Source organism: Falsiruegeria litorea R37, assembly GCF_900172225.1.
Classification (GTDB): domain Bacteria; phylum Pseudomonadota; class Alphaproteobacteria; order Rhodobacterales; family Rhodobacteraceae; genus Falsiruegeria; species Falsiruegeria litorea.
The window spans coordinates 1,797,390-1,820,385 of record NZ_FWFO01000001.1; the positions used below are offsets into that span (position 1 = coordinate 1,797,390).

21 protein-coding genes and 1 pseudogene are annotated in these 22,996 nt (G+C 59.3%); 5 read left to right on the forward strand and 17 right to left on the reverse strand.

Annotation, left to right across the window (positions count from 1 at the left end; genetic code table 11):
- Positions 1-59: 59 nt before the first annotated feature.
- The 7 genes from TRL7639_RS08865 to TRL7639_RS08895 all read right to left on the reverse strand — a co-directional run bounded on the left by TRL7639_RS08865 (position 60) and on the right by TRL7639_RS08895 (position 6,550).
- Complete coding sequence (locus TRL7639_RS08865; RefSeq protein WP_085795338.1) at positions 60-629, reverse strand: hypothetical protein; 570 nt, start codon at positions 627-629, stop codon at positions 60-62.
- A 12-nt stretch (positions 630-641) separates the two neighbouring features.
- The gene (locus TRL7639_RS08870) at positions 642-1,553 is read right to left on the reverse strand and encodes a tetratricopeptide repeat protein (RefSeq protein ID WP_133057632.1); all 912 of its coding nucleotides are present in this window, start codon (positions 1,551-1,553) and stop codon (positions 642-644) included.
- 45 nt (positions 1,554-1,598) lie between these two features.
- Positions 1,599-2,774: an ATP-binding protein gene (locus TRL7639_RS08875; RefSeq protein ID WP_085795340.1), complete on the reverse strand. Its 1,176-nt coding sequence runs from the start codon at positions 2,772-2,774 to the stop codon at positions 1,599-1,601.
- A gap of 301 nt (positions 2,775-3,075) precedes the next feature.
- A complete protein-coding gene (locus TRL7639_RS08880) occupies positions 3,076-3,663 on the reverse strand; it encodes a retropepsin-like aspartic protease family protein (protein ID WP_085795341.1) in 588 nt (195 codons plus the stop codon).
- Positions 3,664-3,693: 30 nt separating this feature from the next.
- The gene (locus tag TRL7639_RS08885) at positions 3,694-4,314 is read right to left on the reverse strand and encodes a MarC family protein (protein WP_085795342.1); all 621 of its coding nucleotides are present in this window, start codon (positions 4,312-4,314) and stop codon (positions 3,694-3,696) included.
- Entirely contained in the window at positions 4,311-4,703 is a 393-nt protein-coding gene (locus tag TRL7639_RS08890) for an ACT domain-containing protein (protein WP_085795343.1), read from the reverse strand. Before TRL7639_RS08890 ends, TRL7639_RS08885 begins: the two co-directional genes overlap by 4 nt.
- Positions 4,700-6,550, reverse strand: a complete 1,851-nt coding sequence (locus TRL7639_RS08895; protein ID WP_085795344.1) for an ABC-F family ATP-binding cassette domain-containing protein — start codon at positions 6,548-6,550, stop codon at positions 4,700-4,702. Before TRL7639_RS08895 ends, TRL7639_RS08890 begins: the two co-directional genes overlap by 4 nt.
- 116 nt (positions 6,551-6,666) lie before the next feature.
- On the opposite strand from TRL7639_RS08895, the gene TRL7639_RS08900 reads away from it, so the two are divergent.
- The gene (locus TRL7639_RS08900; RefSeq protein WP_085795345.1) at positions 6,667-7,869 is read left to right on the forward strand and encodes a multidrug effflux MFS transporter; all 1,203 of its coding nucleotides are present in this window, start codon (positions 6,667-6,669) and stop codon (positions 7,867-7,869) included.
- A gap of 8 nt (positions 7,870-7,877) precedes the next feature.
- Here the strand turns inward: TRL7639_RS08900 and TRL7639_RS08905 are convergent, their stop codons facing one another.
- On the reverse strand, positions 7,878-8,387 hold the full coding sequence (locus TRL7639_RS08905; RefSeq protein WP_085795346.1) for a GNAT family N-acetyltransferase: 510 nt from the start codon (positions 8,385-8,387) through the stop codon (positions 7,878-7,880).
- Positions 8,388-8,571: 184 nt separating this feature from the next.
- Here TRL7639_RS08905 and ndk point away from each other — a divergent pair, with 184 nt between their 5' ends.
- Positions 8,572-8,994, forward strand: a complete 423-nt coding sequence (gene ndk, locus TRL7639_RS08910) for a nucleoside-diphosphate kinase (RefSeq protein ID WP_085795347.1) — start codon at positions 8,572-8,574, stop codon at positions 8,992-8,994.
- On the opposite strand, the gene TRL7639_RS08915 is transcribed toward ndk, so the two are convergent.
- The 3 genes and pseudogenes from TRL7639_RS08915 to TRL7639_RS23560 form a co-directional block, all read right to left on the reverse strand.
- Complete coding sequence (locus TRL7639_RS08915; RefSeq protein WP_085795348.1) at positions 8,995-9,327, reverse strand: TfoX/Sxy family protein; 333 nt, start codon at positions 9,325-9,327, stop codon at positions 8,995-8,997.
- A gap of 298 nt (positions 9,328-9,625) precedes the next feature.
- Positions 9,626-9,937: a transposase gene (locus TRL7639_RS23555; RefSeq protein WP_207559647.1), complete on the reverse strand. Its 312-nt coding sequence runs from the start codon at positions 9,935-9,937 to the stop codon at positions 9,626-9,628.
- Positions 9,938-10,187: 250 nt separating this feature from the next.
- Positions 10,188-10,424, reverse strand: a pseudogene (locus TRL7639_RS23560) (IS110 family transposase); the annotation flags it as partial.
- Positions 10,425-10,945: 521 nt separating this feature from the next.
- Here TRL7639_RS23560 and TRL7639_RS08930 point away from each other — a divergent pair.
- Entirely contained in the window at positions 10,946-12,172 is a 1,227-nt protein-coding gene (locus tag TRL7639_RS08930) for a cytochrome P450 (RefSeq protein WP_085795350.1), read from the forward strand.
- 436 nt (positions 12,173-12,608) lie between these two features.
- On the opposite strand, the gene TRL7639_RS08935 is transcribed toward TRL7639_RS08930, so the two are convergent.
- The 6 genes from TRL7639_RS08935 to TRL7639_RS08960 all read right to left on the reverse strand — a co-directional run bounded on the left by TRL7639_RS08935 (position 12,609) and on the right by TRL7639_RS08960 (position 20,297).
- The gene (locus TRL7639_RS08935) at positions 12,609-13,916 is read right to left on the reverse strand and encodes a sensor histidine kinase (RefSeq protein ID WP_235820293.1); all 1,308 of its coding nucleotides are present in this window, start codon (positions 13,914-13,916) and stop codon (positions 12,609-12,611) included.
- A 49-nt stretch (positions 13,917-13,965) separates the two neighbouring features.
- Positions 13,966-14,646: a response regulator transcription factor gene (locus TRL7639_RS08940; protein WP_085795352.1), complete on the reverse strand. Its 681-nt coding sequence runs from the start codon at positions 14,644-14,646 to the stop codon at positions 13,966-13,968.
- Positions 14,647-14,834: 188 nt separating this feature from the next.
- Positions 14,835-16,268, reverse strand: coding sequence for a Do family serine endopeptidase (locus TRL7639_RS08945; protein WP_085795353.1), 1,434 nt, complete (start codon positions 16,266-16,268; stop codon positions 14,835-14,837).
- Between the two features lie 109 nt (positions 16,269-16,377).
- Complete coding sequence (locus tag TRL7639_RS08950) at positions 16,378-17,772, reverse strand: M20 family metallopeptidase (RefSeq protein ID WP_085795354.1); 1,395 nt, start codon at positions 17,770-17,772, stop codon at positions 16,378-16,380.
- A 33-nt stretch (positions 17,773-17,805) separates the two neighbouring features.
- A complete protein-coding gene (locus TRL7639_RS08955) occupies positions 17,806-18,669 on the reverse strand; it encodes a CobW family GTP-binding protein (RefSeq protein ID WP_306456279.1) in 864 nt (287 codons plus the stop codon).
- Positions 18,669-20,297 carry an amidohydrolase gene (locus TRL7639_RS08960; RefSeq protein WP_085795356.1) on the reverse strand — a complete coding sequence of 543 codons (1,629 nt, stop codon included), beginning with the start codon at positions 20,295-20,297 and terminating at the stop codon, positions 18,669-18,671. The genes TRL7639_RS08955 and TRL7639_RS08960 overlap by 1 nt, the downstream gene beginning before the upstream one ends.
- A 96-nt stretch (positions 20,298-20,393) precedes the next feature.
- Here TRL7639_RS08960 and TRL7639_RS08965 point away from each other — a divergent pair, with 96 nt between their 5' ends.
- Together TRL7639_RS08965 and TRL7639_RS08970 are read left to right on the forward strand one after the other, a co-directional pair.
- On the forward strand, positions 20,394-21,335 hold the full coding sequence (locus TRL7639_RS08965) for a LysR family transcriptional regulator (protein ID WP_085795357.1): 942 nt from the start codon (positions 20,394-20,396) through the stop codon (positions 21,333-21,335).
- 103 nt (positions 21,336-21,438) lie between these two features.
- Entirely contained in the window at positions 21,439-22,992 is a 1,554-nt protein-coding gene (locus tag TRL7639_RS08970; RefSeq protein WP_110647117.1) for an ABC transporter substrate-binding protein, read from the forward strand.
- Positions 22,993-22,996 lie beyond the last annotated feature (4 nt).

A 22,996-nucleotide genomic window follows, 5' to 3' on the forward strand; every position in this document is an offset into this window, starting at 1 on the left:
TCTCAGGGACTGCTGTCGGTCAGAATCTTGATGCCGCAGCATGATGGTTGAGGCTGCGATCAACGCGTCACAGTACGCGGTTGGCACGCACCTAGGTCCTTGGCCGGTTGCCCTATGCGTGTCAAATCACGCGTCATCAGGAAATGAGTCAACGAAGCGCCCACATCCTTGTTTGGAATGACGGCGACACCCCACCCGCTGGAGTCATCGCCCTTCTTGAACCCGGTATTGATCAGCAGGACATGTCCCGATGGAATGGTGTGAATGTTGCCTTCATCGATCTCTGAAATTGCGACCTTTTTCCAGTCTTCGCCTAGGTTCGTAACCGTGCCTACTATTTCCACCCCTTGGGCATTGGCAGTGACGGTTTGGCCTGCCACTGCGCCAATAGACACCAGTTTGTACCGATTACCCAGTTTTGCATAGACAGCCTGGTTCACGCAGAGTTCAGGCGTGGTTCTGTGCAGGTACAGGGCGTTGTCCGCCAAACCTGCCAAATCGCGGCCCTGACGAACAAATCGGTATTCCAGATTTCTCTCAAACACAAAGATGGCGGCAAAGGCCAATAGCCATGGGATCAGCCCTTTCAGGGTTCGGCTTTCTTGCCATTGACGTAGCGGTTCAGTCATCAATGCCTCCGATCAGAACTTTTTGAGCTTTACTGTCTTTTTCCGGCCAAACAGCATTTTGTAATACGCGTCTGACAATGAAAGAACAAAGACACCGATCGCGCCGATGATCAGAACTGAAATCGTCGGCGAAGTTGACAGCCCAAAAAGGATGAGGATCGGAAAGAGAAAGAGGGATAGGGCACTTCGGATCAAACTGAGCAAGATCACAAAGATCAGCACGGCTGCCACTTTGTTCAGTCTGGCGCCAAGTAGCATTGCCGCCGCCATGCCGAGTAAAATGAGGTAGAATCCAGGATAATAGAACAGCCATGTTGCCCGGCTGAGAAAGGCCATGCGCCGTCGTGTTGGGTCTGCGGCCAAACTGCGGGCTGCATACATGCGCGCACTGGCCAGGCGCCCGATTTGGAACCTATTTGTAGCCATAGCAGCCAGAAGCTCTGCATCGTTTGGGAAAAACTCGACCGCTTTGCTTAGATAATAGTCCGCTTCGAACAGGTCGTTGACCTGGTGCAGGGCGATGGCTTTCACTTTGATCAGATCCGGAGAGGACACGTCTCCGAATTCTTTTTCGAGCGTCTTGCGAAAAGAGTTCGCGTTGCCTTTCTGCGCGTCTTGAAACATCTCCATGATGGAAATGGCGGTGGTTTCATGCGGAAAGGTCGTGCGAAACTGTTTCAGGCTGGCTTTCATATCCCTTGTTCGCCCCAGCTTTGCCAGAGATTTGAACCGGAAAACATGTATGCCCACAGAATTGGGATGGCGGGACAGCCAGTTGTCGCAATAGGCAAGCGCCTCTTTGTGTGCGCTTTGTTTTGTCAGGGCTTCGATCATCAGATCCGTCGCCGGATAATTGTCAGGATCCTTTTCAAGAAGTTTGCCAAGTATGCGTTTGGTGCCTTCGATGTTGCCCGCTTCCAGCAAGGCGCGTGCCGTCCCGAGACCTTCTTCGTGCGTGTCCGTCAAAATCTATCTCGCATATTTTTTCAAAAAAACCGCCAAATCGTCATACATGCCATCCTGATTGGCATAATCTGCAAAGCTACGTGCTTGCCCCAGCCATTCGCCGACCGAGGATTTCACTTCTTTCAAAGCCTCTTTGAAATGCGCGTTGTTCAGAGGCTCAAGTTCAGTCACCGATGCGCTATCTTCGATGGCGATATCGATTGCCGTATCGACCACCGCTGACAAATCAGCCCCTGATAATCCCGATGTTTTGTCGACAATCTGCGCCACATTCAATCCAGACGCGGTTGGCCGGTCCTGCAAAAGGCGTCCCAGGATAAAGCCACGGGCCACTTTGTCGGGCGGTGGAACAAAGATGGACCGATCAAATCGACCAGGTCGCCGAAATGCGCTGTCCAGAGACCATGGAACGTTTGTGGCACCCAGAAACAATACGCCATCATTGTCTTCCGAGAAGCCATCCATTTCGGTCAAAAGCGCCGACACGGTTGTGTTGATCTTTGCTGTGGTGTCCATTTGACGGCGCTGCGCCAAGGCTTCGACTTCGTCGAAGAACAGAACGACAGGTTTCTGAGCGCGGGCGTTTGCGAATATGTCGCGGATCGTTTTTTCAGCCACGCCGACATATTTGTCCAAAACATCCGAGGCTCGGATGTTGTAAAATCTGGCGTTGCATTCCGTAGCCAGCGCCTTGGCCAACATTGTTTTTCCGCATCCCGGCGGCCCGTACATCAGCACGCCGCCGCCCGCCTTGCGTTTGAACTTGCGGAACAGGTCGCGCTTGCCGGTGAAGGGGTTGATGATGCGTCGCCGAACCTGTTTTTTGACGTCTTCCAGCCCGCCGATGTCCGCAAAGGTTACTCCGCTTGCATTGATCGTGCGCAGAGGGGTTTCCGGATTTTGGATGTGAACGACATTGTCCGCCGTTTCCTGTGTCGGTCGCCATAAATCCGCGTGGTCATCTTCGCCCGAAAGCTCCAACAGATCGGCGGCTTCTCGTTTCAGAGCTTCTGTTTCGATAGAGACAGGAGTGATTTGCGTAAGTGCTTCAATGATAACACGGCTGTCCGGGGCCCCTTTGAGCAGTATCAACAGGGCTCGGAAGCTGGATTCGCGTGCGTGGCCTGCGATAACCAGGTCAATCAGATCCTGGTACTGCGCTTCTAATTTTTGACCCAATTTGTAACCTTTTCACACTTCAAGAAAATGAACGTCGAAACAAATGTCTTCCGAAGTTGCTAAAGAAAATTGCTATCTCAACACTGCACGGCGTCAAGATGTTTTCCCTTAAGGGTTGCAAGAAAGTTAACACGGTTGAATACGTGACACACACTAAATCTAAAAAAGGGGATACGTCTGCTCAACTAACCATTCTGTCTGCTTGGAGACCTGATAAAGGGGCCTTGGCGACAGCATGATTGCATCGTCAGTTGAAAGCGGATCAGCGGGACCGGGCCCCCGAACTGTGCAAATAAGAACCTTAGCGCGCCAGCGTCAGAGCCTGTGACGTAATTTCCAGGCTCGAGAACCTTTGCAAATATTCCATCCCCAAAAGGGATTGATCCATCTCACCTTCGTTGACCCAGGCCGTTAGTTCACGGTCTTCGAATGGTCCGAGCACCACGGTATTCAGCGTGGTCGGCGCGGTGCGAACTTCTCCGTTCGCAGTAAGAGCACGTCCAAAGTAGTTCAGATCGTTCAACTCAATTCCGATGCGTGTCGCATCGTCCTGGCTTAGAACAATTTGGCTGGCGCCCGTGTCGACCAGGAAATCAACGGGTTTGTCGTTCACCAGCAATTGCAAATAATAGTGGCCGTCCTGTGCGCGAGGCACGACAACGCTGTTGTCGGTGGTGGTCATGCGACCGGTGGGAGCAGTTGTGTTGCGGATGTCCTCCCACAGGCCAATGACGGCAATGACGCCGATAAAGATGAACACCCAAACCAGCGCCTGTTGCATGGTTTTGCCAAGCGATTGCCGGTTCTGAGTGACAAACCACATCAAAACAGCAGCCCCCAGCAGGCCCAGATATCCCAATCGCGCAGCGCTGTCGGCATCAAAGTCCATGATCACTCCTTTGCCAATGAATATGGGGGCTCAAGCCGCAAAGCCAAAGTCCCGCAGACCGCTCAAGATGAATTGTACTGACAAAGCGGCCAGCAACATGCCCAAAAGGCGCGTGACCACGTTGAGCCCGGTCTTGCCCAAGAGCCGCGCCAGAGGGCCAGACACCAGATAAAGCGCCAGGACCACGGCCATTACCGCAAGCATCACGCCGATCACCATAGTCAGACCTTGCACGCCGGGGTGTTGTCCGGCCAACAGGATCATGGTCGCGATCGAGCCGGGGCCAGCGATCAGCGGGATGCCAAGGGGAAAGACGGATGGGTCGGTGTGGTCTTCCTCTTCGGCGCGGTCTTCGCGGCGTTTGGTGCGGCGTTCGAACAGCATGTCCATCGCGGTCAGGAACAGCAGCACACCCCCCGCGACCCGGAAGGCCGGCATCGATATGCCGACGAAGCCGAGCACCGCCTCACCAAAGGCTGCGAACATGGCCAGGATGCCCGCCGCCGTCAGGCAGGCACGGATCGCGATGCCCCGGCGGGTGCGCGCATCCATGTCCTGGGTCAGCGCCATGAAGATCGGTGCCTGACCAGGCGGGTCGATGACCACAAAGAGCGTGGTGAAGGCGGTGATCAGAAAGGCCATGTCGATCATATTGCGGCCTCTTGCTGCAGCTGGCGCAGGATGTCCATCGCAAGGTCCGCCTTGTCGGCGGGCAGATAGACGTGATCGTGGTGATAGCCAGCGACTACATTGGCCGGAATGCCTGCCGCTGCCAACCCGGCCGAGACTGCAGCGGTCAGCCCGACCCCTTCGAGAGAGGAGTGCACTTGCAAGGTGATGCAGCGCATGGGGACCGCATCGTCGGGTGCTGCATCAACGGGGATGACCAGCGACAGGCCCTCGTCCTCGACACAGCTGGCCCGAGTGCCTTCGGGCCAAGCTTTGCCGTCAGGCCAGGGCACAAAGGCAAATGTCCCGTCGACCAACATCGGCTCCATCCCTGCGATCATGGCGCTCGTGTTTTTGACCGGTGTCGTCATTGTGCGGTCTCCGCGGCTTCGAGTTTCTCTTGCGCGTCCAGCCACAGGGTCTCGGCCCGGTCCATCGCATCCACTACCTCGGCAAACTTGCGGTTCCAGGTTTCCAGATCGCTGATCTTGTCGTCGTCATAGAGCGCAGGATCAGCCAGTTTCGCCGACAGCTTGTCGTGCATGTCGGTCAGCTTTTCCACTCGCTCTTCGCATTTGCGGACCTCAGCGCGCAGGGCAAGAATCGCGTCGCGCGAGGGGCGCTTGGGTTTGGGCTTTTCGATCTTGGCTTTGGGTTTGTCGCGAGCAAGCAGAAGCGACCGATAGGCTTCGAGATCGTCGTCAAACGGTTTGACCGTGCCGTTCGACACCAGCCACAGGCGGTCCGCCACCAGGCTGAGCAGGTGCATGTCGTGTGTCACCAGGATCACGGCGCCCGAATACTGCGTCAGCGCCTCGACCAGCGCCTCGCGGCTTTCGATATCCAGGTGGTTGGTCGGCTCATCCAGGATCAGCATGTGCGGCGCGTCGATGGTAGCAATCAGCAGGCTAAGCCGCGCTTTTTGCCCACCCGACAGACGCCCCACCACGGTGTCGGCCTGATCCGCGTTCAGGCCAAAACCGGCCAAGCGTGACCGCCATTTCGCCGGGGTTTCAGCCGGGCGCAGGCGACGCAGGTGGTCGAGCGGGGTTTCATCCACATAGAGCTCGTCAACCTGATGCTGGGCAAAGAAGCCGATGCGCAGCTTGGACGATTTCGTCATCTTGCCCGCCATCAGGGGCAAACGATCCGACAGCAACTTCGAAAGCGTCGACTTGCCCTGACCGTTCTTGCCCAGCAGGGCGATCCGGTCATCCTGGTCAATGCGCAGGTTCAGCTTGCGCAGAACCTCGACCTCGCCATAGCCGGTGATCCCGCCTTCAAGGTTGATGATGGGGGGCGACAGCTCCTCGGGGTTGGGAAAGGTGAACGACCGCAAGGCTGCCTCTTGCGGGCTGCTGATCGGCTGCATCCGCGCCAGCGCCTTGAGCCGCGATTGCGCCTGTTTCGCCTTGTCGGCCTTGTACCGGAACCGGTCCACATATGATTGCAGATGTGCGCGCCGGGCGTCCTGCTTCTTGGCCATCGCCTCGGCCTGGGCCAGCTTCTCAGCACGTTGCCGGGCAAATTGGTCGTAGGGACCCTGATATAGCGTCAGCTTGCGATCCTCGAGGTGTAGGATCGCCCCCACGGCCCGGTTCAACAACCCCCGGTCGTGGCTGATGATGATCACTGTGTGAGGGTACTTCGCCAGATAGCTTTCCAACCACAGCGCGCCCTCAAGGTCCAGATAGTTGGTCGGTTCGTCCAAGAGCAGCAAGTCGGGCTGCGAGAACAGCACCGCCGCCAAGGCGACCCGCATCCGCCACCCACCCGAGAAATCGGCGCAGGGGCGTTTCTGATCCTCGTCGTCAAACCCAAGCCCCTTGAGGATGGACGAGGCCCGCGCCTCGGCCGACCAGGCGTCGATGTCGGCCAGGCGGGTCTGAATTTCGGCAATTCGGGCCGGGTCTTGCGCTGTCTCGGCCTCGGCCATCAGCGCGGTCCGCTCGGTGTCGGCCGCCAGAACGGTGTCGACCAGCGAGACGTCCGAGGCGGGCGCCTCTTGCGCGACGCCCCCGATGCGGGCGCGTTTGGGCAGGGCGATATCGCCCGATTCCAGTGCCAATTCGCCCCGGATGAGGCGAAACAGCGTCGTCTTGCCGGTGCCGTTGCGCCCGACAAGCCCCACCTTGTGCCCATCTGGAATGGTGGCGCTGGCGCCGTCGAACAGGGGGCGGCCCTCGACCGCGTAGACGATATCCTGAATCCGTAACATATGCCGCTCATAACAGAGGGTTGAAGACGCCGCTAGCGCGTAAGTCGCCGGGCAGGGTGGTCAGTCCAGTCTCAGGGTGATAGCCCTCGTGAAACCCCAATCGGAAAGCCCGTGACATGCGACCTGCGCAAACTCCTCCGCATCTTGTGACGTTGATCTTTGCATCGGCGTTGGCGGTGGTGTCGCTGAACATGTTCCTACCGTCGCTGACGCAGATGGCGGTGGATTTTGAGACGGATTATGCGGTGATCAACCTGTCCATTGCGGGTTATCTGATCGTCTCGGGGGTCTTGCAGCTGATCATGGGGCCCTTGTCTGACCGCTATGGGCGGAGGCCGTTGATGCTGATCTCGATGGCGATTTTTGCCGTGGCCTCGGTTGGCTGCGTGCTTGCGGAAAACGTCTGGGTGTTCCTTGGATGGCGGATGCTGCAAGGCGCGGTGATTGCGGGGCAAGTGATCTCGCGCGCGGCGATCCGGGATATGCACCCGCCGAACGAGGCGGCGAGCAAGCTGGGCTATGTCACCATGACCATGGCGCTGGCGCCGATGTTGGGGCCCATGTTGGGCGGGGCGCTGGACATGGCGTTTGGATGGCGGTCGGGGTTCGTTCTTTATGCGGTGATGGGCTTTGGGATGCTGGCGCTCTTGTGGGGCGATCTGGGCGAGACTAATACCGAGCCGTCCGCCACCTTGGGCGCGCAATTCCGGCAATATCCGCACCTCTTCGCCTCGCGCCGGTTCTGGGGCTATGCGCTTTGCGCTGCGTTCTCCATTGGTGGGTTCTATGCCTTCATCACAGGTGCGCCCTTGGTGGCCGCAACCTGGTTTGACCTGAGCCCGGCGATGCTGGGCCTTGGGATCGGCATCATCACGGGCGGGTTCATGGTTGGCAATTTTGTGACAGGACGATTGGCTGCACGCACGCAACTGACCACGATGATCCTGATCGGGAGGATCGTGGCAACCGTGGGCCCGTTGATCGGGTTGCTGTTGTTCGCCAGCGGGGCCGGGTCGGTCTGGGTGTTCTTCGGATCGGCGATCTTTGTGGGCTTCGGAAACGGCTTGACCGTGGCCAATGCCACCGTTGGGTTGATGTCCGTGCGACCCAAGCTGGCGGGCAGCGCTTCGGGGCTTTCGGGCGCGATGACGGTGGCCCTGGGGGCGGCGCTGACTATGGCCACGGGCGGTTTGGTGACCGAGGCCAACGCGCCTTATCTGGTGCTGTCGATGATGATGGTGGCAAGTGGGTTGGGCCTGCTTTCGGTGCTCTATGTTCGCTGGGTCGACCGGGTCGAGCCGCTGCCGGATGTTGCCTGAACGGCCACCTAATCCGTCCACAGCGCTGGCGCGCGCCACGGCGCGGCAACTGGCAAGAGACCCGCTGGCAAGGCGGGGCGATCCGATAGGGTCATGGATCGCCATGCATCCTGCCAGTCATTCGGGATTGGGCAGGGTGGCGTGATGCGCTGTTCTGGCAGAAAGCCAAATCGTCCGTAATAGCTGGGATCGCCCAACACAAAGACCTGGCGCACGCCCAATCCTTCGAGCTGTCTGAGACCGGTCTTGATCATGCTGCTCCCGACACCGCGAAATTGCTGGTTGGGGGTGACGCACACAGGACCAAGCAATGCTCCCTCCTGCTCGATGGTGAACAGGCAGTGACCAATCAATGCGCCCTCGCATCGCGCGGCGATTGATAGGACGGACCACCCTCCGGTCGTCAGTTCTTTGACCAGGGGGCGCAATTCTTCGTCCGGGAAAGCCAAAGGATAGATCGCCAGAATTTCGGATAGTTCGTCGGACCCGACCGTGGTGTATTCGATTGACCGGGGCATGGCATTCCCTTGCAAGACGTTGTTACAAAAGTTCTGCAGCAAACCTTAGCGGCTTGTTGCGAATGGACAAGAGAGCTGCACGGGTGGTTTACAGGGCAAATTATCACTTTTCCTGTGCAGTTTCTCGTGTTAGGCGGCGCGCAGATTATTCGGCGCACTGGCGCCAGAGCAAGGAGAGGCCAACATGGCACTGGAACGCACGTTTTCGATCATCAAACCCGATGCAACCCGCCGCAACCTGACCGGCGCAATCAATGCCAAATTCGAAGAAGCTGGCCTGCGCATCGTTGCACAAAAGCGCATCCACCTGACCAAAGCGCAGGCGGGCGAGTTCTATGCCGTGCACAAAGAGCGTCCGTTCTATGACGAACTGTGCGAATTCATGGCGTCGGCTCCGATCGTTGCTCAGGTTCTCGAAGGCGAAGGCGCCATCGCAAAGAACCGCGAAGTGATGGGTGCGACCAACCCCGCAGACGCAGCAGCTGGCACCATCCGCGCCGAGTTCGCTGAATCGGTTGGCGAAAACTCGGTTCACGGTTCGGATGCCCCCGAAACCGCGGCCGTTGAGATCGCATACTTCTTCTCGGGTCTCGAGCTGGTCGGCTAACTAACGCCGCTTCTCGATCACACCGATCGCATCAAGGGCCGCTTCGAATTCGGAGCGGCCCTTGTCGTAGGACGCGGCCACAATCGCGTCGAACCGCTTGCGCAGGGCCTTCTTCTCTTCGCCCTTGCAGTCGTTCCAGGGTCGCCCCTGCAGCGCCATAACCAGCACGTAATAACCGATGAAATGCGGTTTGCTGCCTGACTGCAGCAGGCGGCCATAAGCCTCATCCGCGCCCAGATCCCGTAGCTCTTGCGCCGAATAGATGCCTGCACGCTTACAGCTCTCCTCGTAAGCGGGACCAAGGTTGCGGATCGAAGAAACCGGGTCTGACATGGCGTGCCCTGCTGATTTGGCCGATAGGGGAACTGATCACAGAGCACAGCTGGTATGGAAATGCTACCCGATCCCTTGAGATGCTCGATGATTTGCTTGGATTTTCCTGGCGTCTGGCCAAAGGGGGGAAGCTCCCGCGCCCGCGCGGTCCTGACTGCGTCAGCACCACGAGCGGCCTTGGGCCGCGCGCCGCGCTTTGCGCGGTCCCGGCTTGGGTGCCGATTTCGCCCAAATCTGATATCGCTATGGCAAACCTGTTCACGTACAGGGCTTTGTCGATGGCTAGCAACTGTATTGTTCAGACGGTCTGGTAGGCCCAAATCTGGCGAGAATTGCAGAGTGCATTAACGATTGTCACGAGTTTCCGAGCGACAGCGGTGATGACAACTTTGTGTGGCTTTCCGGCGGCACGCAGGCGATCCGCGAAGGGCTTGAGAACCGGATTGTGGTGGCTGGCAACGAGTACGGCCTGGAATAGGACGTGGCGCAATAGCATTCTGCCTGCGCCAATGGCACGTTTCCCGCGAAGGGCACCGCTGTCGTGCGCGATAGGAGCAAGGCCTGTGAGAGCTGCGGCCTGTTCGCCGGATATGTGCCCAAGTTCCGGCATTCATTGACCGGCAGTGCATTTCCAATGGAAATGTCACGAGAGGGACCGCTACGAGCATTGTGCTGGCGACAGGCCCAATGCCCGGAACTGAGCGTAAGATTTCGGAGGTCTCCGCAAGGCTTTCATCAGCCGCGATAATTTGCTCGATCTGGGCTACCAATTCAGCGATCTGACGATCCAGAAGGTCTTTCACGTCGGCATCCATATCTGCAAACACTTCAGATGATCCCAGCTTTCCGTGCGCTTTGATCTGCGCCAGAAGCCGCCTGCGTGTTTCGACGATCTGCCCACGTTTGGACGCCAAGGCTCTGAGAAGACGTAACTTTTCATGCGGAAGGCTGCGCCCGGCATCTGGCCGGAACACCATGAACCGGGCAATCAGTTCGGCGACAATTCTGTCAGTCTTGGCCCATCTGCCTTGGCTGGCGGCGAAGGCTTTAACCTGTGCAGGCGGCAATTGCCGTGTTGCCAAACCCGTCCCATCCAAAGTTGCCTATAACCGCCATTCCTGACCACCAGTGGCCTCGAAACAAACGAGCGCGTCCAGGTCCCGAGCCAGTCCGGCAACTTGCTTATGACCCTCAATGTTGTTCGGGCACCCTCACACGCTTGCCATTGGGCAGGCAGTGAAGGTCCAGCCAGTCTCGACTAACATCTATTCCGACAATTGCCGCCGGTGTTACTTTGCTCATACCCTCTTCCTACTGATCCGTGGTCCTTCGTGGCCACATGCAACAGTTCGAGATGATGAAGAGAGACGGTGCTGGCTCGCTAGGAAACGTGGTCACACCCACAAGGCTCAGACGCCATACACCGCCCCGTCAGCAACCTCGGCCAAGGTCGCTGACGGCGGCAACATAGCAAAGCTGAAATACAGAAGAGCTCAGGACCCTAGCGCCAACCGCCGAGCGCAGCGTGTGATGCCGTCATTTGGCCCTGCGACTTTCCTGACCTTGCGGTCGGCTAATTTCCTGTCCTATGCATGGCGCCAGGAGTTGGAGGGAAGTGATGACAAACGTTTTGCCACCCGAGTCGGTGACCTCGCTGGATTTGACCAACCCCCCGCATGGGTTTCTGGACGATCCGTTCCCTTTCTACGACGCTCTGTTGACGTATGCGCCGGTGCTGCCTCAATCCGATGGATCCATCTTGCTCAGCCGTCACGCGGACTTGGACCGGATTTATCGCGACACAAAACTCTATTCCTCGGACAAAAAAGCTGCCTTTGGTCCCAAGTTCGGAGTTGGATCGCCGCTGTTCGAGCATCATACAACCTCGCTGGTGTTTTCCGACCCGCCGCTGCACACCCGCGTGCGCAAGATCATGACATCGGCTCTGACCCCTCGGGCGATTGCCAAAATGGAACCGGGGCTGATCGCCACGGTTGATCACCTGTTGGACGGGCTGGCAGGCAAGGATCAGGTGGATTTGATCGAGGACTTCGCCTCGACCATCCCGATTCAGATCATCGGCAACCTTCTGGACGTGCCGATGGCCGAACGTGGCCCGCTCAGGGATTGGTCGCTTGCGATCCTTGGGGCTTTAGAGCCATCATTGACCGAAGAACAACTGGCAACAGGGCATAAAGCCGTTGAAGAATTCAAAACCTATCTCGAAGACTTGGTGGCCCGACGTCGGGCCTTGCCAGGTGATATCGAAACCGATGTGTTGACCCGCTTGATCACCGGAGAGGGCGCTGATGGACAGTTGTCGGAAATCGAGCTTTTGCAGAATTGCATCTTCATTCTGAATGCGGGCCACGAGACAACCACGAACCTGATCGGCAATGGCCTGGCGCTGCTCAACGATCATCCGGATCAACGTCGGCGCCTAATGGACGATCCCTCACTGCTTAACCCCGCGATCGAAGAAATCTTGCGCGTCCGTTCGCCCAACCAGCTTGGCAATCGCGAAACCACCGCCGAGGTCGAGCTGGATGGCCGCACCATTCCCGCCGGCACCAACCTGCACTTGTGCATTGGCGCGGCCAACCGCGACCCGGCGGTTTTTGACGACCCAACGCGTTTTGACATCGCACGCAAGCCGAACCGACACCTGGCCTTTGCAGGTGGACCGCATGTTTGCGTTGGCCTCACGCTTGCGCGGATGGAAGGGCGCATTGCCATTGGGCGGCTGTTGGATCGCTTTCCCGAGTATCGCCTGCGACCGGGGCGCATCCCTGGCGGTCGTCTCAGGTTTCGCGGCTATGCTGCGTTACCGTGCAAGATGAAGTGACGAAATGCAGAACTGCTTTCAGTGATTGGCTGACCCAGAGAACTGACCGGCACGGTGTTTGTTGCCGCAAGGGCGTCATTATGCGACCCGCGTGCTCCAGTGTGGACGAACAGCAATCAAACCGACATGGTTCAACATGTGGAGAGGCCTGCTGTCACAAGCTAAGGCAAGCTTTGGCGTAGCGATTGAAGCGATGGAACAGTGTTTGCAGTTACGATGGCATCCTCTGTGGTTTCCAGGATGAAAACGGGTCTTGGCCAAATGTCTCATAAAGAAACCCAATTCGTCGTTTTCTGTTCACGGACCAGAAGCAGCTTCTTAGTTTGGCAAGTCAGATGGGCTGGCGATGCGTTCGATTTCAATCCCACAGCAGCGATGGTACGGTGAGCGGTAGGCAACGTTCTTGGCTGGGCGATGTTGCGTCACCCGTCCCCATTCACCGGGCGACCGTGATCAAAGTCGCCAGCCCAGGCGAGCAATTGCGTGCTTCAAATTGGCCGCCGTGCATCCGGGCGATGGCTGCGACAAGGGCCAGCCCTAGGCCCGAACTCTGGTCGCTGCGTGCAGGTTCCAATGTGACAAAGGGCTGCGACAGCCGGTCCAACTGATCGTCGGGCACGCCGGGTCCTTGATCGCGGACGGTGAGTGAGACACAGTCGTCAGCTTGATCAAGCGAGACAGTAAGCGTGCTGCCAGCGGGGGCATACCGCAGGGCGTTTTCCAACAGGTTCGACAGGGCCTGGGCCAGAAGCGGTTTGTGGCCGGGGATCGGGGTCGCTTGGCCTTCAATGCTCAATGTCACGCCCTGATCCTGGGCCACGGGTTCATAGAATTCGGTCACATCCCGCACCAGAGACACCAGGTCTACATCTTCGAACTCGTCCCGGCCCAAGCCCGCCTCGGCCCGCGAAATCTCGGTCAGTTGCGAAAACACGCGCAACAGATGGTCGACTTCGGCCAGGGCACGGGCCGCATCGACCTCGCGCTCGGGCGCCACGCTTTCGGGATCCGTCAAACGCTCGACCCGTTGCCGCAATCGGCTGAGGGGGCTGCGCAGGTCATGCGCGATGGAGTTTGTGGTCATGCGCAGGTTGCCGATCAGCTCTTCGATCTTGTCGAGCATGTCATTCAGCGTCTGCGCCATCTGGTCGAATTCGTCGCCGCTGCCGCGCACCGGGATGCGCCGGGACAGATCGCCAGACACGATGTCATCCGCTGTCTGCGCAATGTCCGACAGGCGCGAGAACACAAGCCGCGTCAGCAGCCATCCGGTCAGCAGGCTGAGCGCCAGGGCGGCCAACAGCGCCAGGCCGACAGAGCGCAGCAGCACACGGTCGAATTGTTGCCGGGCCGAGGCATCGCGCCCGACCAGCAGACGTTCGTAAAGGGGCAGGCGGATCGAGGCGGCCGAGATCGACACGTCATCTCCCGAGGACATGCGCGTCAGGTCCAGGTTCACCCAGCCCGAACCGGGTTCGATCCCGTCTGGCCATCGTGCAAGATTGCCGGCCAGCACGTTGCCTGACGCGTCAGTGAGCAGATAGAGCGCGTCGCGGTCTGCGGCGTCTTTGACGCGTCGGTCGATGGCCGCCATCAACCCGATGGTGCCAAGGCGCTCGTATTCGTCGCGCAGGCCCGCCAGTTCGGCAGTCACCACGCTGCGCGTCTCGTTTTCGATGGTGCGGTTGGCGGTGACATAGACCAGCCCCAGCACAAGCGCGGTCAGGGCGGTGCTCAAAATCATGCTGGCCAACACCAACCGTGTGCGGGCGTTACGCCATAAGATCAGTGGCTTAGCCATCGGACATCATGTAGCCGGCGCCGCGTACGGTTTCGATGAGCGGGGCATCAACCCCATCATCCACCGCGCGGCGGAGTTTCGAGATATGGACGTCAACGATGTTGGTGTTGGGATCGAAATGATATTCCCACACACCTTCGAGCAGCATGGTGCGCGAGATCACACGGTTTTTGCGGCGCAGGAAGAATTCCAGAATCTGGAATTCGCGGGGGGTCAGTGTCAGTTCGCGTCCCCCACGGGTAACGCGGCGCTTGAGCAAGTCCATTTCCAGATCACGGCAAGTGAGCATCGCGCTCTCTTCTGTGTCTTGCGGGCGGCGCAATAGGGCTTCGATCCGAGCGTGCAGTTCCTGGAACGAAAACGGTTTGACCAGATAGTCATCGGCGCCTGCGCGCAGGCCCTTGACCCGTTCATCGACGGCGCTCATCGCGGTCAGCATCAGAACAGGTGTTTTCAGCCCGGCGGCCCGAATGGATTTGATCAGCGCCAGCCCATCCAACCCCGGCAGCATCCGGTCCAGCACAATCGCGTCAAAACCACCGTCAGTGGCGTGATACAGCCCCTCACGCCCGTCGGGCGCGGTCTCGACGGTGAACCCTTCCTCGGCAAACCCTTTGGCCAGGAACTCGCGGGTGTCGGTGTCGTCTTCAACGATGAGGAGGCGGCGGCTCATGCGTGGATTATCCTTGTTCTGCCGGTATATACGCGGGCTTTTTTCGGGCGGCGTCAAGAGGGCGAACCGGGCGCGGATGGGCGCGCCCGGTCGGTTCAGCGACCTGGGGACAGGTCACGGTCGCTGAACGATGGGGCGCGCGGCGAACTCCCCGTACATCACGCGCGCCCGTCTGTGGTGAGGTTGGATCAGGCGATCTCGACCGCGACAAACAGCTGATTGCCGCCACGATTGATCAGCACCAATGCCGGATCGGTTTTTTCGCTCTTCAGGGCCGCTTTTAGCTCTTTGGGCGTTTGGGTGTCCTGGCTGCCCAGCTTCACGATCACATCGCCCACGCGAAGACCTGCCTTGGCCGCAGCGCCCTCTTGGTTCAGCGAGGTGACGACCACGCCCGAGACATCCTTGCTGATGCCGATCTCGGCTCGCGCGGTGTCGGTCAGCGGTGCAACGGTGACACCCAGTTGCTTGCCCGAGGTTTCGTCAACCTGCGGCTCGATCTGGGCCGAAGCCATCTGATGCGTGCCGATGGTCACGGTCACCTGTTCCGGTTCGCCATTGCGGAGCACCTCGATGGTGCTGTCGGTGCCGGTTTTGGTCGCGCCGACCAGGCGGGGCAGATCGGCACTGGATTTCACCGGTTTGCCGTCAAAGCTCAGGATCACGTCACCCGATTTCAGCGCGCCGTCTGCGGGGCTGTCGGTTACAACGTCCGAGACGAGCGCGCCGGTTGCGCCATCCAGGCCCAAGGCTGCCGCGATGTCGGGGCTGACGTTCTGGATCGACACGCCCAGCCAGCCGCGATCGACCTGACCGTCGTCGATCAGATCGGCCACGATGGTTTCGGCAATATTGGATGTGACCGCAAAGCCCAAACCGACCGAGCCGCCGGTGGGCGAGTAGATGGCCGAGTTCACGCCGATCACTTCGCCGTCCATGTTGAACAGCGGCCCGCCCGAATTGCCCTTGTTGATCGCCGCATCCGTCTGGATGAACTCGGCATAGGGCCCTTCGGAAATGTTGCGCCCCTTGGCCGATACGATGCCGGTGGTGACGGTTGAGCTCAGGCCGAACGGGTTGCCCACGGCGACCACGTCTTCGCCCACGCGGATCACGTCGCTGTCGCCCAGTTCGACTGCGGGCAGGGGGCCGCCCGCGTCGATCTGCAGCACGGCCAGGTCGGTCAACGGGTCGGCGCCCACGACGGTCGCCTCGAATTCGCGATCATCGGCCAGGCGCACGGTGACGGTGTCGGCCCCGTCGATCACGTGGTGGTTGGTGACGATCAGGCCATCCTCTTCGAGAATAAAGCCGGATCCCAGACCTTGGCTCGGGCCACGGGGGCCGGGTTTCATGCCTTCGGGCATGCCGAACTGGCGAAAGAACTCGCCGAACGGATGGTTTTCCAGACCACGGCCTTTCATGCTGGCCGGCTCGGTCGTGGCCTCCTGAGTGGCAAGGATGGTCACGACCGAGGGGCCGACCTCTTCGACCAGATCGGCCAGCGCTTCGTCGGCTGCAGCAGGCAGCGCGGTCGAGGCCAGCAACAAGGCCGAGAGGGCAGAGGCGCCCGCCCATCCGGGCAGGCCAGCGGTAAAGCGGGTGGTTTTGCGAATGCTCATAGGTATCTCCTGTCATTGACCCAGGGGTGTGCCCCGGGGTTGAGACAAGGAATATTCCCGCCACCTGTGGATTGCCTGTTCGCAGGATTAAGGTTTCTTAATGTTGCGATTATTTTGGCGGATGGGGTGTTTCGGCATCGCCAAGGTCCCAAAACAGCCCCGTCATCACCCGTCCGGCCTGCTGGCAGGTCGAGGCCAGCACATGCTCGTTGGGGGCGTGCTGATTACACCCGCGATAGGAATGCGGCACCCAGATTGTGGGCAGGCCAAGCACCTCGGCGAAACACTCGTTGGGCAGTGAGCCGCCCAAATTCGGCAGCACATGCGGGCGCGCGCCCGTTGTGGCCTCGATGGAGCGAATGGCGAATTGCGCCCAAGGGTGGCCGGGATCCAAACGTGTGGCCGGGAATGCGCCGCCGTCCATGGGTCGGATTTTAACTTGTTGGTATCCGTGCGCGTCGAGGTGTTTTTGCAAGCTTGGCAGAATGTTATCGGCGTCCGTTCCCACCACATAGCGCAGCTGACAAGTGGCCGAGGCATGGCCCGAAATGGCGTTGACCGGGGCCTCGGGCTTGCCCGATTGCATGGCCAGAACGGCGAATGAGTTCCAGCCAAACACCCGCTCGGCCGGGGTTAGACCTGACTCTCCCCAATCCGGGTCGATGTCAGGGTCTGATCCGTCGAAAGACGGCAAAGCGGCCAGTGTTTCCCGGATCGCAGGCGTCAGGCTGGTGGGGCGCCATTCGGGGATGCGGATCTGTCCGCGCGCGTCGGTAATGGTCGACAGAGCCTGCGCCAGAATCATCGCCGGATCAGCGAGCAGACCGCCCCAATTGCCCGAATGATGCGCACCCTCGCGCAGATCGACGCGCAGTTCAAAGCTCAATCCCCCGCGCGCGCCCATGAAGACGGTCGGCACATCCGGTTGCAGGCGCGGCCCGTCGGACGCGATCAGGACATCGGCTTTCAGCAGATCCTGATTGGCGGCGCAAAAGGCGTGCAGGCCAGGTGAGCCGATTTCCTCTCCCATTTCGATCAGCAGCTTGACGTTGAACCCAAGGCTTCCGCGCGCTTCGATCACAGAGGCTAAGGCATGCAGGTTGATCAGATGCTGCCCTTTGTTGTCGGCGCTTCCCCGGCCATAAACGCGGTCGCCCAAGTGGGTCAGGGCAAAAGGCCCCAGCCCCTCTTGCCAGTCCTGACGCTGGCCATGGGTGACATCGCCATGGCCGTAGGACAGAACAGTGGGCAGGGCGGGGTTTTCGATCCGCTCGGCGACCAGAAAGGCGCAGCCCGCCGGATTGGGATTGTCGTGCAGCGACCAAGTGAACCCCAGGGCCTGCAACATCGGCGGCAGAGCTTCGGTCAGGTACGGCATTAGCGCGTCCACATTGTCCGGCTTCTGGCTTTCGGTCTCCATCGACACCAGCCGTTCCAGATCGGCCCAGAACCGGCCATCGGCAAAACGGGTGTCACAAGAGGACAGGGCGGCGGTGCGGGACATGGGAACCTCGGTGATGTGATCAGTGTGGCCAGATCAGCGGCCTGACCACCAATTGTCAATCTGCTCGGCGGTCAGCCGGTCTGACAGGCCCAGGGCAACCAGGGCTGGGGTCTTTGCGGTCGACGCACGGATGTCGACATGTTTGCCCACAACATGCACCTCATGCATCCCATCGGGGCCAGTTACAAATCCCTTGACGCGGTAGAGCCCTTCAGGCCGGGCGGCCAAGCGTTCCTGTAGCTGTGAACGAACAAAATCACCCGGTGTCTCAGTGTTCCACTGCACATAGAGTGGATGAGACGCTGTCGGGCGCCCCTTGGGCAGGGGCACAACATCCGACAGAAGCGGCGCAATCGGGGCATCCCCTTGCAAGGCGCTGGGGCTGCGCAGGCCGTGCTCGGCCAACGCTTTGCTCAAATTGGCAGAGGGCGCATCAGATTTGGTCATCAGCACCATATCCGCCACCTTGATCTGTTGCGCCACCTGCGGCGCGATGAGCGGATCGCGCAACACATCGGCCCCGTTCATCCCGTCAAGCAGCGTGATGATCCCGGCATAGGACAGGTCTGGCTCGGCGATTGCGGCATTGGCGATGGCGGCGGGATCGGCGATGCCGCTGGCCTCGACAATCAGGTGATCGGGGCGTGGGGTCCGGTCCAGCGCATCCCCAAGCGCCAAATAAAGATCGGCCCCCATGGTGCAGCAGACACAGCCATTGGACAGCGAGATTGTGTCGTCCTGACGCGATTCGATCAGGGCAGCGTCGATGTTGATGGCGCCAAAGTCATTGACCAAGATCATCAGGCGCAGCCCGTGATCCTCGGCCAATAACCGGTTGATCAAAGTTGTCTTGCCAGCGCCCAGATAGCCGCTGATCACCGTGAGGGGCAGGCGCATCAGTTCATTTGCACCTGACCGCCAAAGACGATGCCGTTGACCGGCACATCCTTGAGCGCCATTGGGGCGACGGCGGTGGGGTCATTGCCAAGGACCGCAAAGTCGGCCCGTTTACCGGTTTCGATACTGCCGATCTCGGCATCAAGGTTCAGTGTGTAGGCAGCACCCAGCGTGATCGCATAGAGAGCTTCATCGACTGTGATCCGCTGCTCTTCGCCCAGAGTGCGGCCCGTCATCGTCTGTCGGTTCACTGCGCACCATGCGGTGAAGAGCGGCCCTAAAGGTGTTACGGGAGCATCGGAATGCAGTGCCACATTGACGCCCGCGTCCAAAGCCGAACGAGCGGCATCCATACGCGTGGCGCGATCCTCGCCAATGGTCAGCGCGGCGTGTTGATCGCCGAAGTACCAGATGTGGTTGGAGAAGATGTTGGTGCAGACATTCATCTCGACGCAGCGGCGGAACTGATCGGGGCCCATCATCTGGCAGTGCTGCAGAACATGCCGGGCCGAAGGCCATGGGTGCTTGCGCGAGGCAGCTTCGAGGGCGTCAAGCGAGACGGATGACGCCTCGTCCCCGTTCACGTGAATATGCATCTGAACGCCGTTGGCCTGCATGGTTTCACACAGCGCAAAGATCTGCTCGGGTGGGGTGTTCCACAGTCCATTAGGGTGTCCGCCGACATAGCCGGGCCATTTCACCCTTGCTGTCCAGCCCTGGATCGAGCCATCGGTCATCAGCTTGACCGCGCCCATCCGCAGCTTGTCAGAGGATTGTTTGCCCAAGCGGTTGGCCTTGTCAGCGATATCCTGCGGTGGGGCGCCCACCGCGGCCAGAACGGGCACCAGACGCAGGCCAAAATCATCCTGCCCGGTGACGGCGGTCAGAACCTCAAGATCCTCTTCCTCCATATGCGAAAACAGGTCGGTAATTGTGGTTACGCCGGCCAGGCGGCAGACATCTGCATAGGTTCTGACCGCTTCAGGGGTCTGCGACAGGCCGCGGAAATCCAACCCCGTGCGCCGCATCACCGGGAACATGGCCGCCATCTCCTGCAGTTCGCCGGTGGGTTCACCATCTGGGCCTTTAAGGACGCCTTCGATGTTCGACTCTCGTGAATACCCCACCATCTCAAGGCAGGTCGAATTCACACACATCAGGTGGAAGTTGGAAAACATCACCATCACAGGCCGGTCTTCAGAGATGCCGTCCAGGTGGGAACGGTTCAGACGTTCGGTTGGCAGGAAAATGGGATCAAACCCCCAAGCAACGACCGGTTCACCAGGGGGGAGGGTGGACGCATAGTCGCGCAGGCGAGACACCACGGCGTTGATGTCTGTCATGCCTTTGTGAAGCTTACCGGTCGGGTCGATACGGTCATGGTACCCAGCATAAGCAAACTGCCACATTGAACCGGCCATCATATGCGCGTGGCCTTCGACAAAACCGGGCATCAGCACGTGATCAGCCAGGCTGTTGTCGTGGGTCACCGATCCCCAGGCTTCGGCGCAATCGGCCCCGCCAACGGCTAGAATTTTCCCCTCCTGAACCGCCACATGGGTCGCCTCAGGCCTGCTGGGGTCCATTGTGATGATTTTTTGTGCAGCAAATACAGTGATTTCCGACATGGTGTCCCTCCCGATTGGGTTTAGGCCTAGCTGGGGATTGATCCGCTGTAAAATAGAATTACTGTCAAGCATTGAGGGAGAAAATGAGGGAAGCGGATGAATTTCACGCTCAAGCAGCTGCGCTATTTCGATGCCGCGCTGCGCAACGGGTCTATTGCCCGAGCCGCAGTCGAGATGAATATCTCACAGTCGTCCATCACCGCCGCGATCGACATGATCGAGCAATGTGTGGGCGCTGAACTGTTCCGCCGGGTGCCGGCAAAAGGGATCGTGGCCACGCAAGTGGGCAAGCGGGTGGGGGACCGTGTGTCGGCCTTTCTGGACACGGCGCGCGTGTTCGAATCCGATTTGATGTCCCTGACCGGAGATCCCACCGGCACCCTGCGTTTGGGGTGTTATGCGCCAACGGCGCCCTATGTCCTGCCGCCCATTCTGTCACGTTTGGCCCAACGCTATCCGGGTATCCGGATCGAATTGGCCGAAGGGGACATGAACACCATGGCCGACCTTCTGCACTCTGGTGGGGTTGATTTGGCGCTGACCTATCAAAAGGACCCAGTCAAAGGATTGCCGTTTGACCAACTGTTCGAGGCCCACCCTTGGGCGCTTTTACCCAACAGCTCACCCTTGGCCAACAAACCTTCGGTCAGTCTGCGAGATCTGGCAGAACTGCCGATGATCCTGCTCGATCTGCCGTTGACTGAGGAATATTTTTGTTCGCTCTTCGAAGAGCTGGGGTTGGAGCCGAACGTTGTGCATTCCACCAAATCCAGTTCGGTTTTGCGCGGGTTGGTCGCTAGTGAGTTTGGATATTCGATTCTGAACATCTGTGGACCCAACGACCGGGACGGGCGCAACGGATATCGGGCCTTGCCGATCTCGGATTCGTTCTTTTCCCCTGCGCTTGGACTTGCTTATGTCGAGGGCTTGAAGGGATCTGCAATCGTAAGTGCAGTGCGCAATATCACCCGAGAATTGCAGGCTGAACGCGCCTTTGATCATTTGATTATGCAGCCGGAATTGCGCAAAACGGCATAAAATGTAGTTTTCCGCTACAGAAAGAACTGTTTTCTGTGACTACGGCCTTGGCTAGCCTCTGACATGTAAGGTTCACAAAGGACCTGCAAGGGAGGAAAATACCATGAAGCATATGACACGCCTTTTGGGCGCTGTGTCCCTTGCCGTCACCAGTTTGACGGCCCCTGCATTCGCAGATGGCGGGACGCTTGTGATCGCCTCGACCCAGGTGCCGCGTCACCTGAACGGTGCGGTGCAATCGGGGATCGCAACGGCTGTCCCGTCCACTCAGATCTTTGCGTCGCCGCTGCGCTATGACGAAAACTGGGAACCGCAGCCCTATCTGGCCGAAAGCTGGGAGGTCAGCGAAGATGGGCTGAGCGTGACGCTGAACCTGGTGCAAAACGCCACGTTCCATGATGGCAAACCGGTCACGTCCGAGGATGTTGCGTTTTCGATCATGACGACCAAGGAAAACCACCCCTTCAAGTCGATGTTTGCACCGGTCGAGTCGATCGAGACACCGGATGCCCATACGGCTGTCATCAAACTCAGCCAGCCTCACCCCGCGCTGCTGCTGGCCCTGTCGCCCGCTTTGGCACCAGTTCTGCCCAAGCACGTCTACGGCGACGGGCAGGACGCGAAATCACACCCTGCGAACTCGGCACCTGTCGGGTCCGGCCCGTTCATGTTGGAAGAGTTCACACCGGGCGAAGCCGTTGTGATGAAGAAGAACCCGAATTTCTTCATTGATGGCCGCCCCAAGCTGGACGAGATCATCATCCGCATCATCAAGGACCCCTCGGCCCTGTTGATCGCGATGGAGAACGGCGAGGCGGATATGTATCCGTTCATGGCTGGGTCTCAGGAAATCAAACGCCTGGAAAAGGCCGAGCATCTGGGCGTCACCACGGATGGCTACGCCGCTGTTGGCCCGATCAACTGGCTGGCCTTCAACACCGCGTCCGAAAAGCTGAGCGATGTACGTGTACGTCAGGCGATTGCCTATGCCGTGGATCGCGAGTTCATCACCAAGGCGCTGCATCGCGGTGTGTCTGCCCCGCAGCGTGGGCCGATCATCGAAAGCTCACCGTTCTTTGACGAGACGATCCCGGCCTATGATGTCGATCTGGACAAGGCCAAGGCGCTGATGGCCGAGGCGGGTTTTGCCGATGGCATGGATCTGACCATCGATTATATCCCCGGTCCCAAGGAACAGCAGCAATCCCTTGCGGAATACATGAAGTCGCAGCTGAAAAAGATCGGCATCAATGTGACCGTGCGCGCGGCCCCGGATTTCCCAACTTGGGCGGGTCGTGTCGGTGGGCATGACTTTGAGCTGTCCATGGATGTGGTGTTCAATTGGGGTGACCCGGTGATCGGTGTGCACCGCACCTATCTGTCGTCCAACATCCGTCAGGGCGTGATCTGGTCGAACACGCAGCAGTATGCCAACGAAAAGGTCGACGAGATCCTGAACGCCGCAGCCGTCGAAGCCGATCCGGCCAAACGCAAGGCGCTTTATGCCGAGTTCCAGCAGATGGTGGCGGCTGATCTTCCGATCTACTGGATCAACGCGCTGCCGTATCACACGGCCTACGACAAGAAGCTTCAGAACGTGCCCACGGGCATCTGGGGCACCATGCATCCGATGGATCAGGTCAGCTGGTCCGAGTGATCGG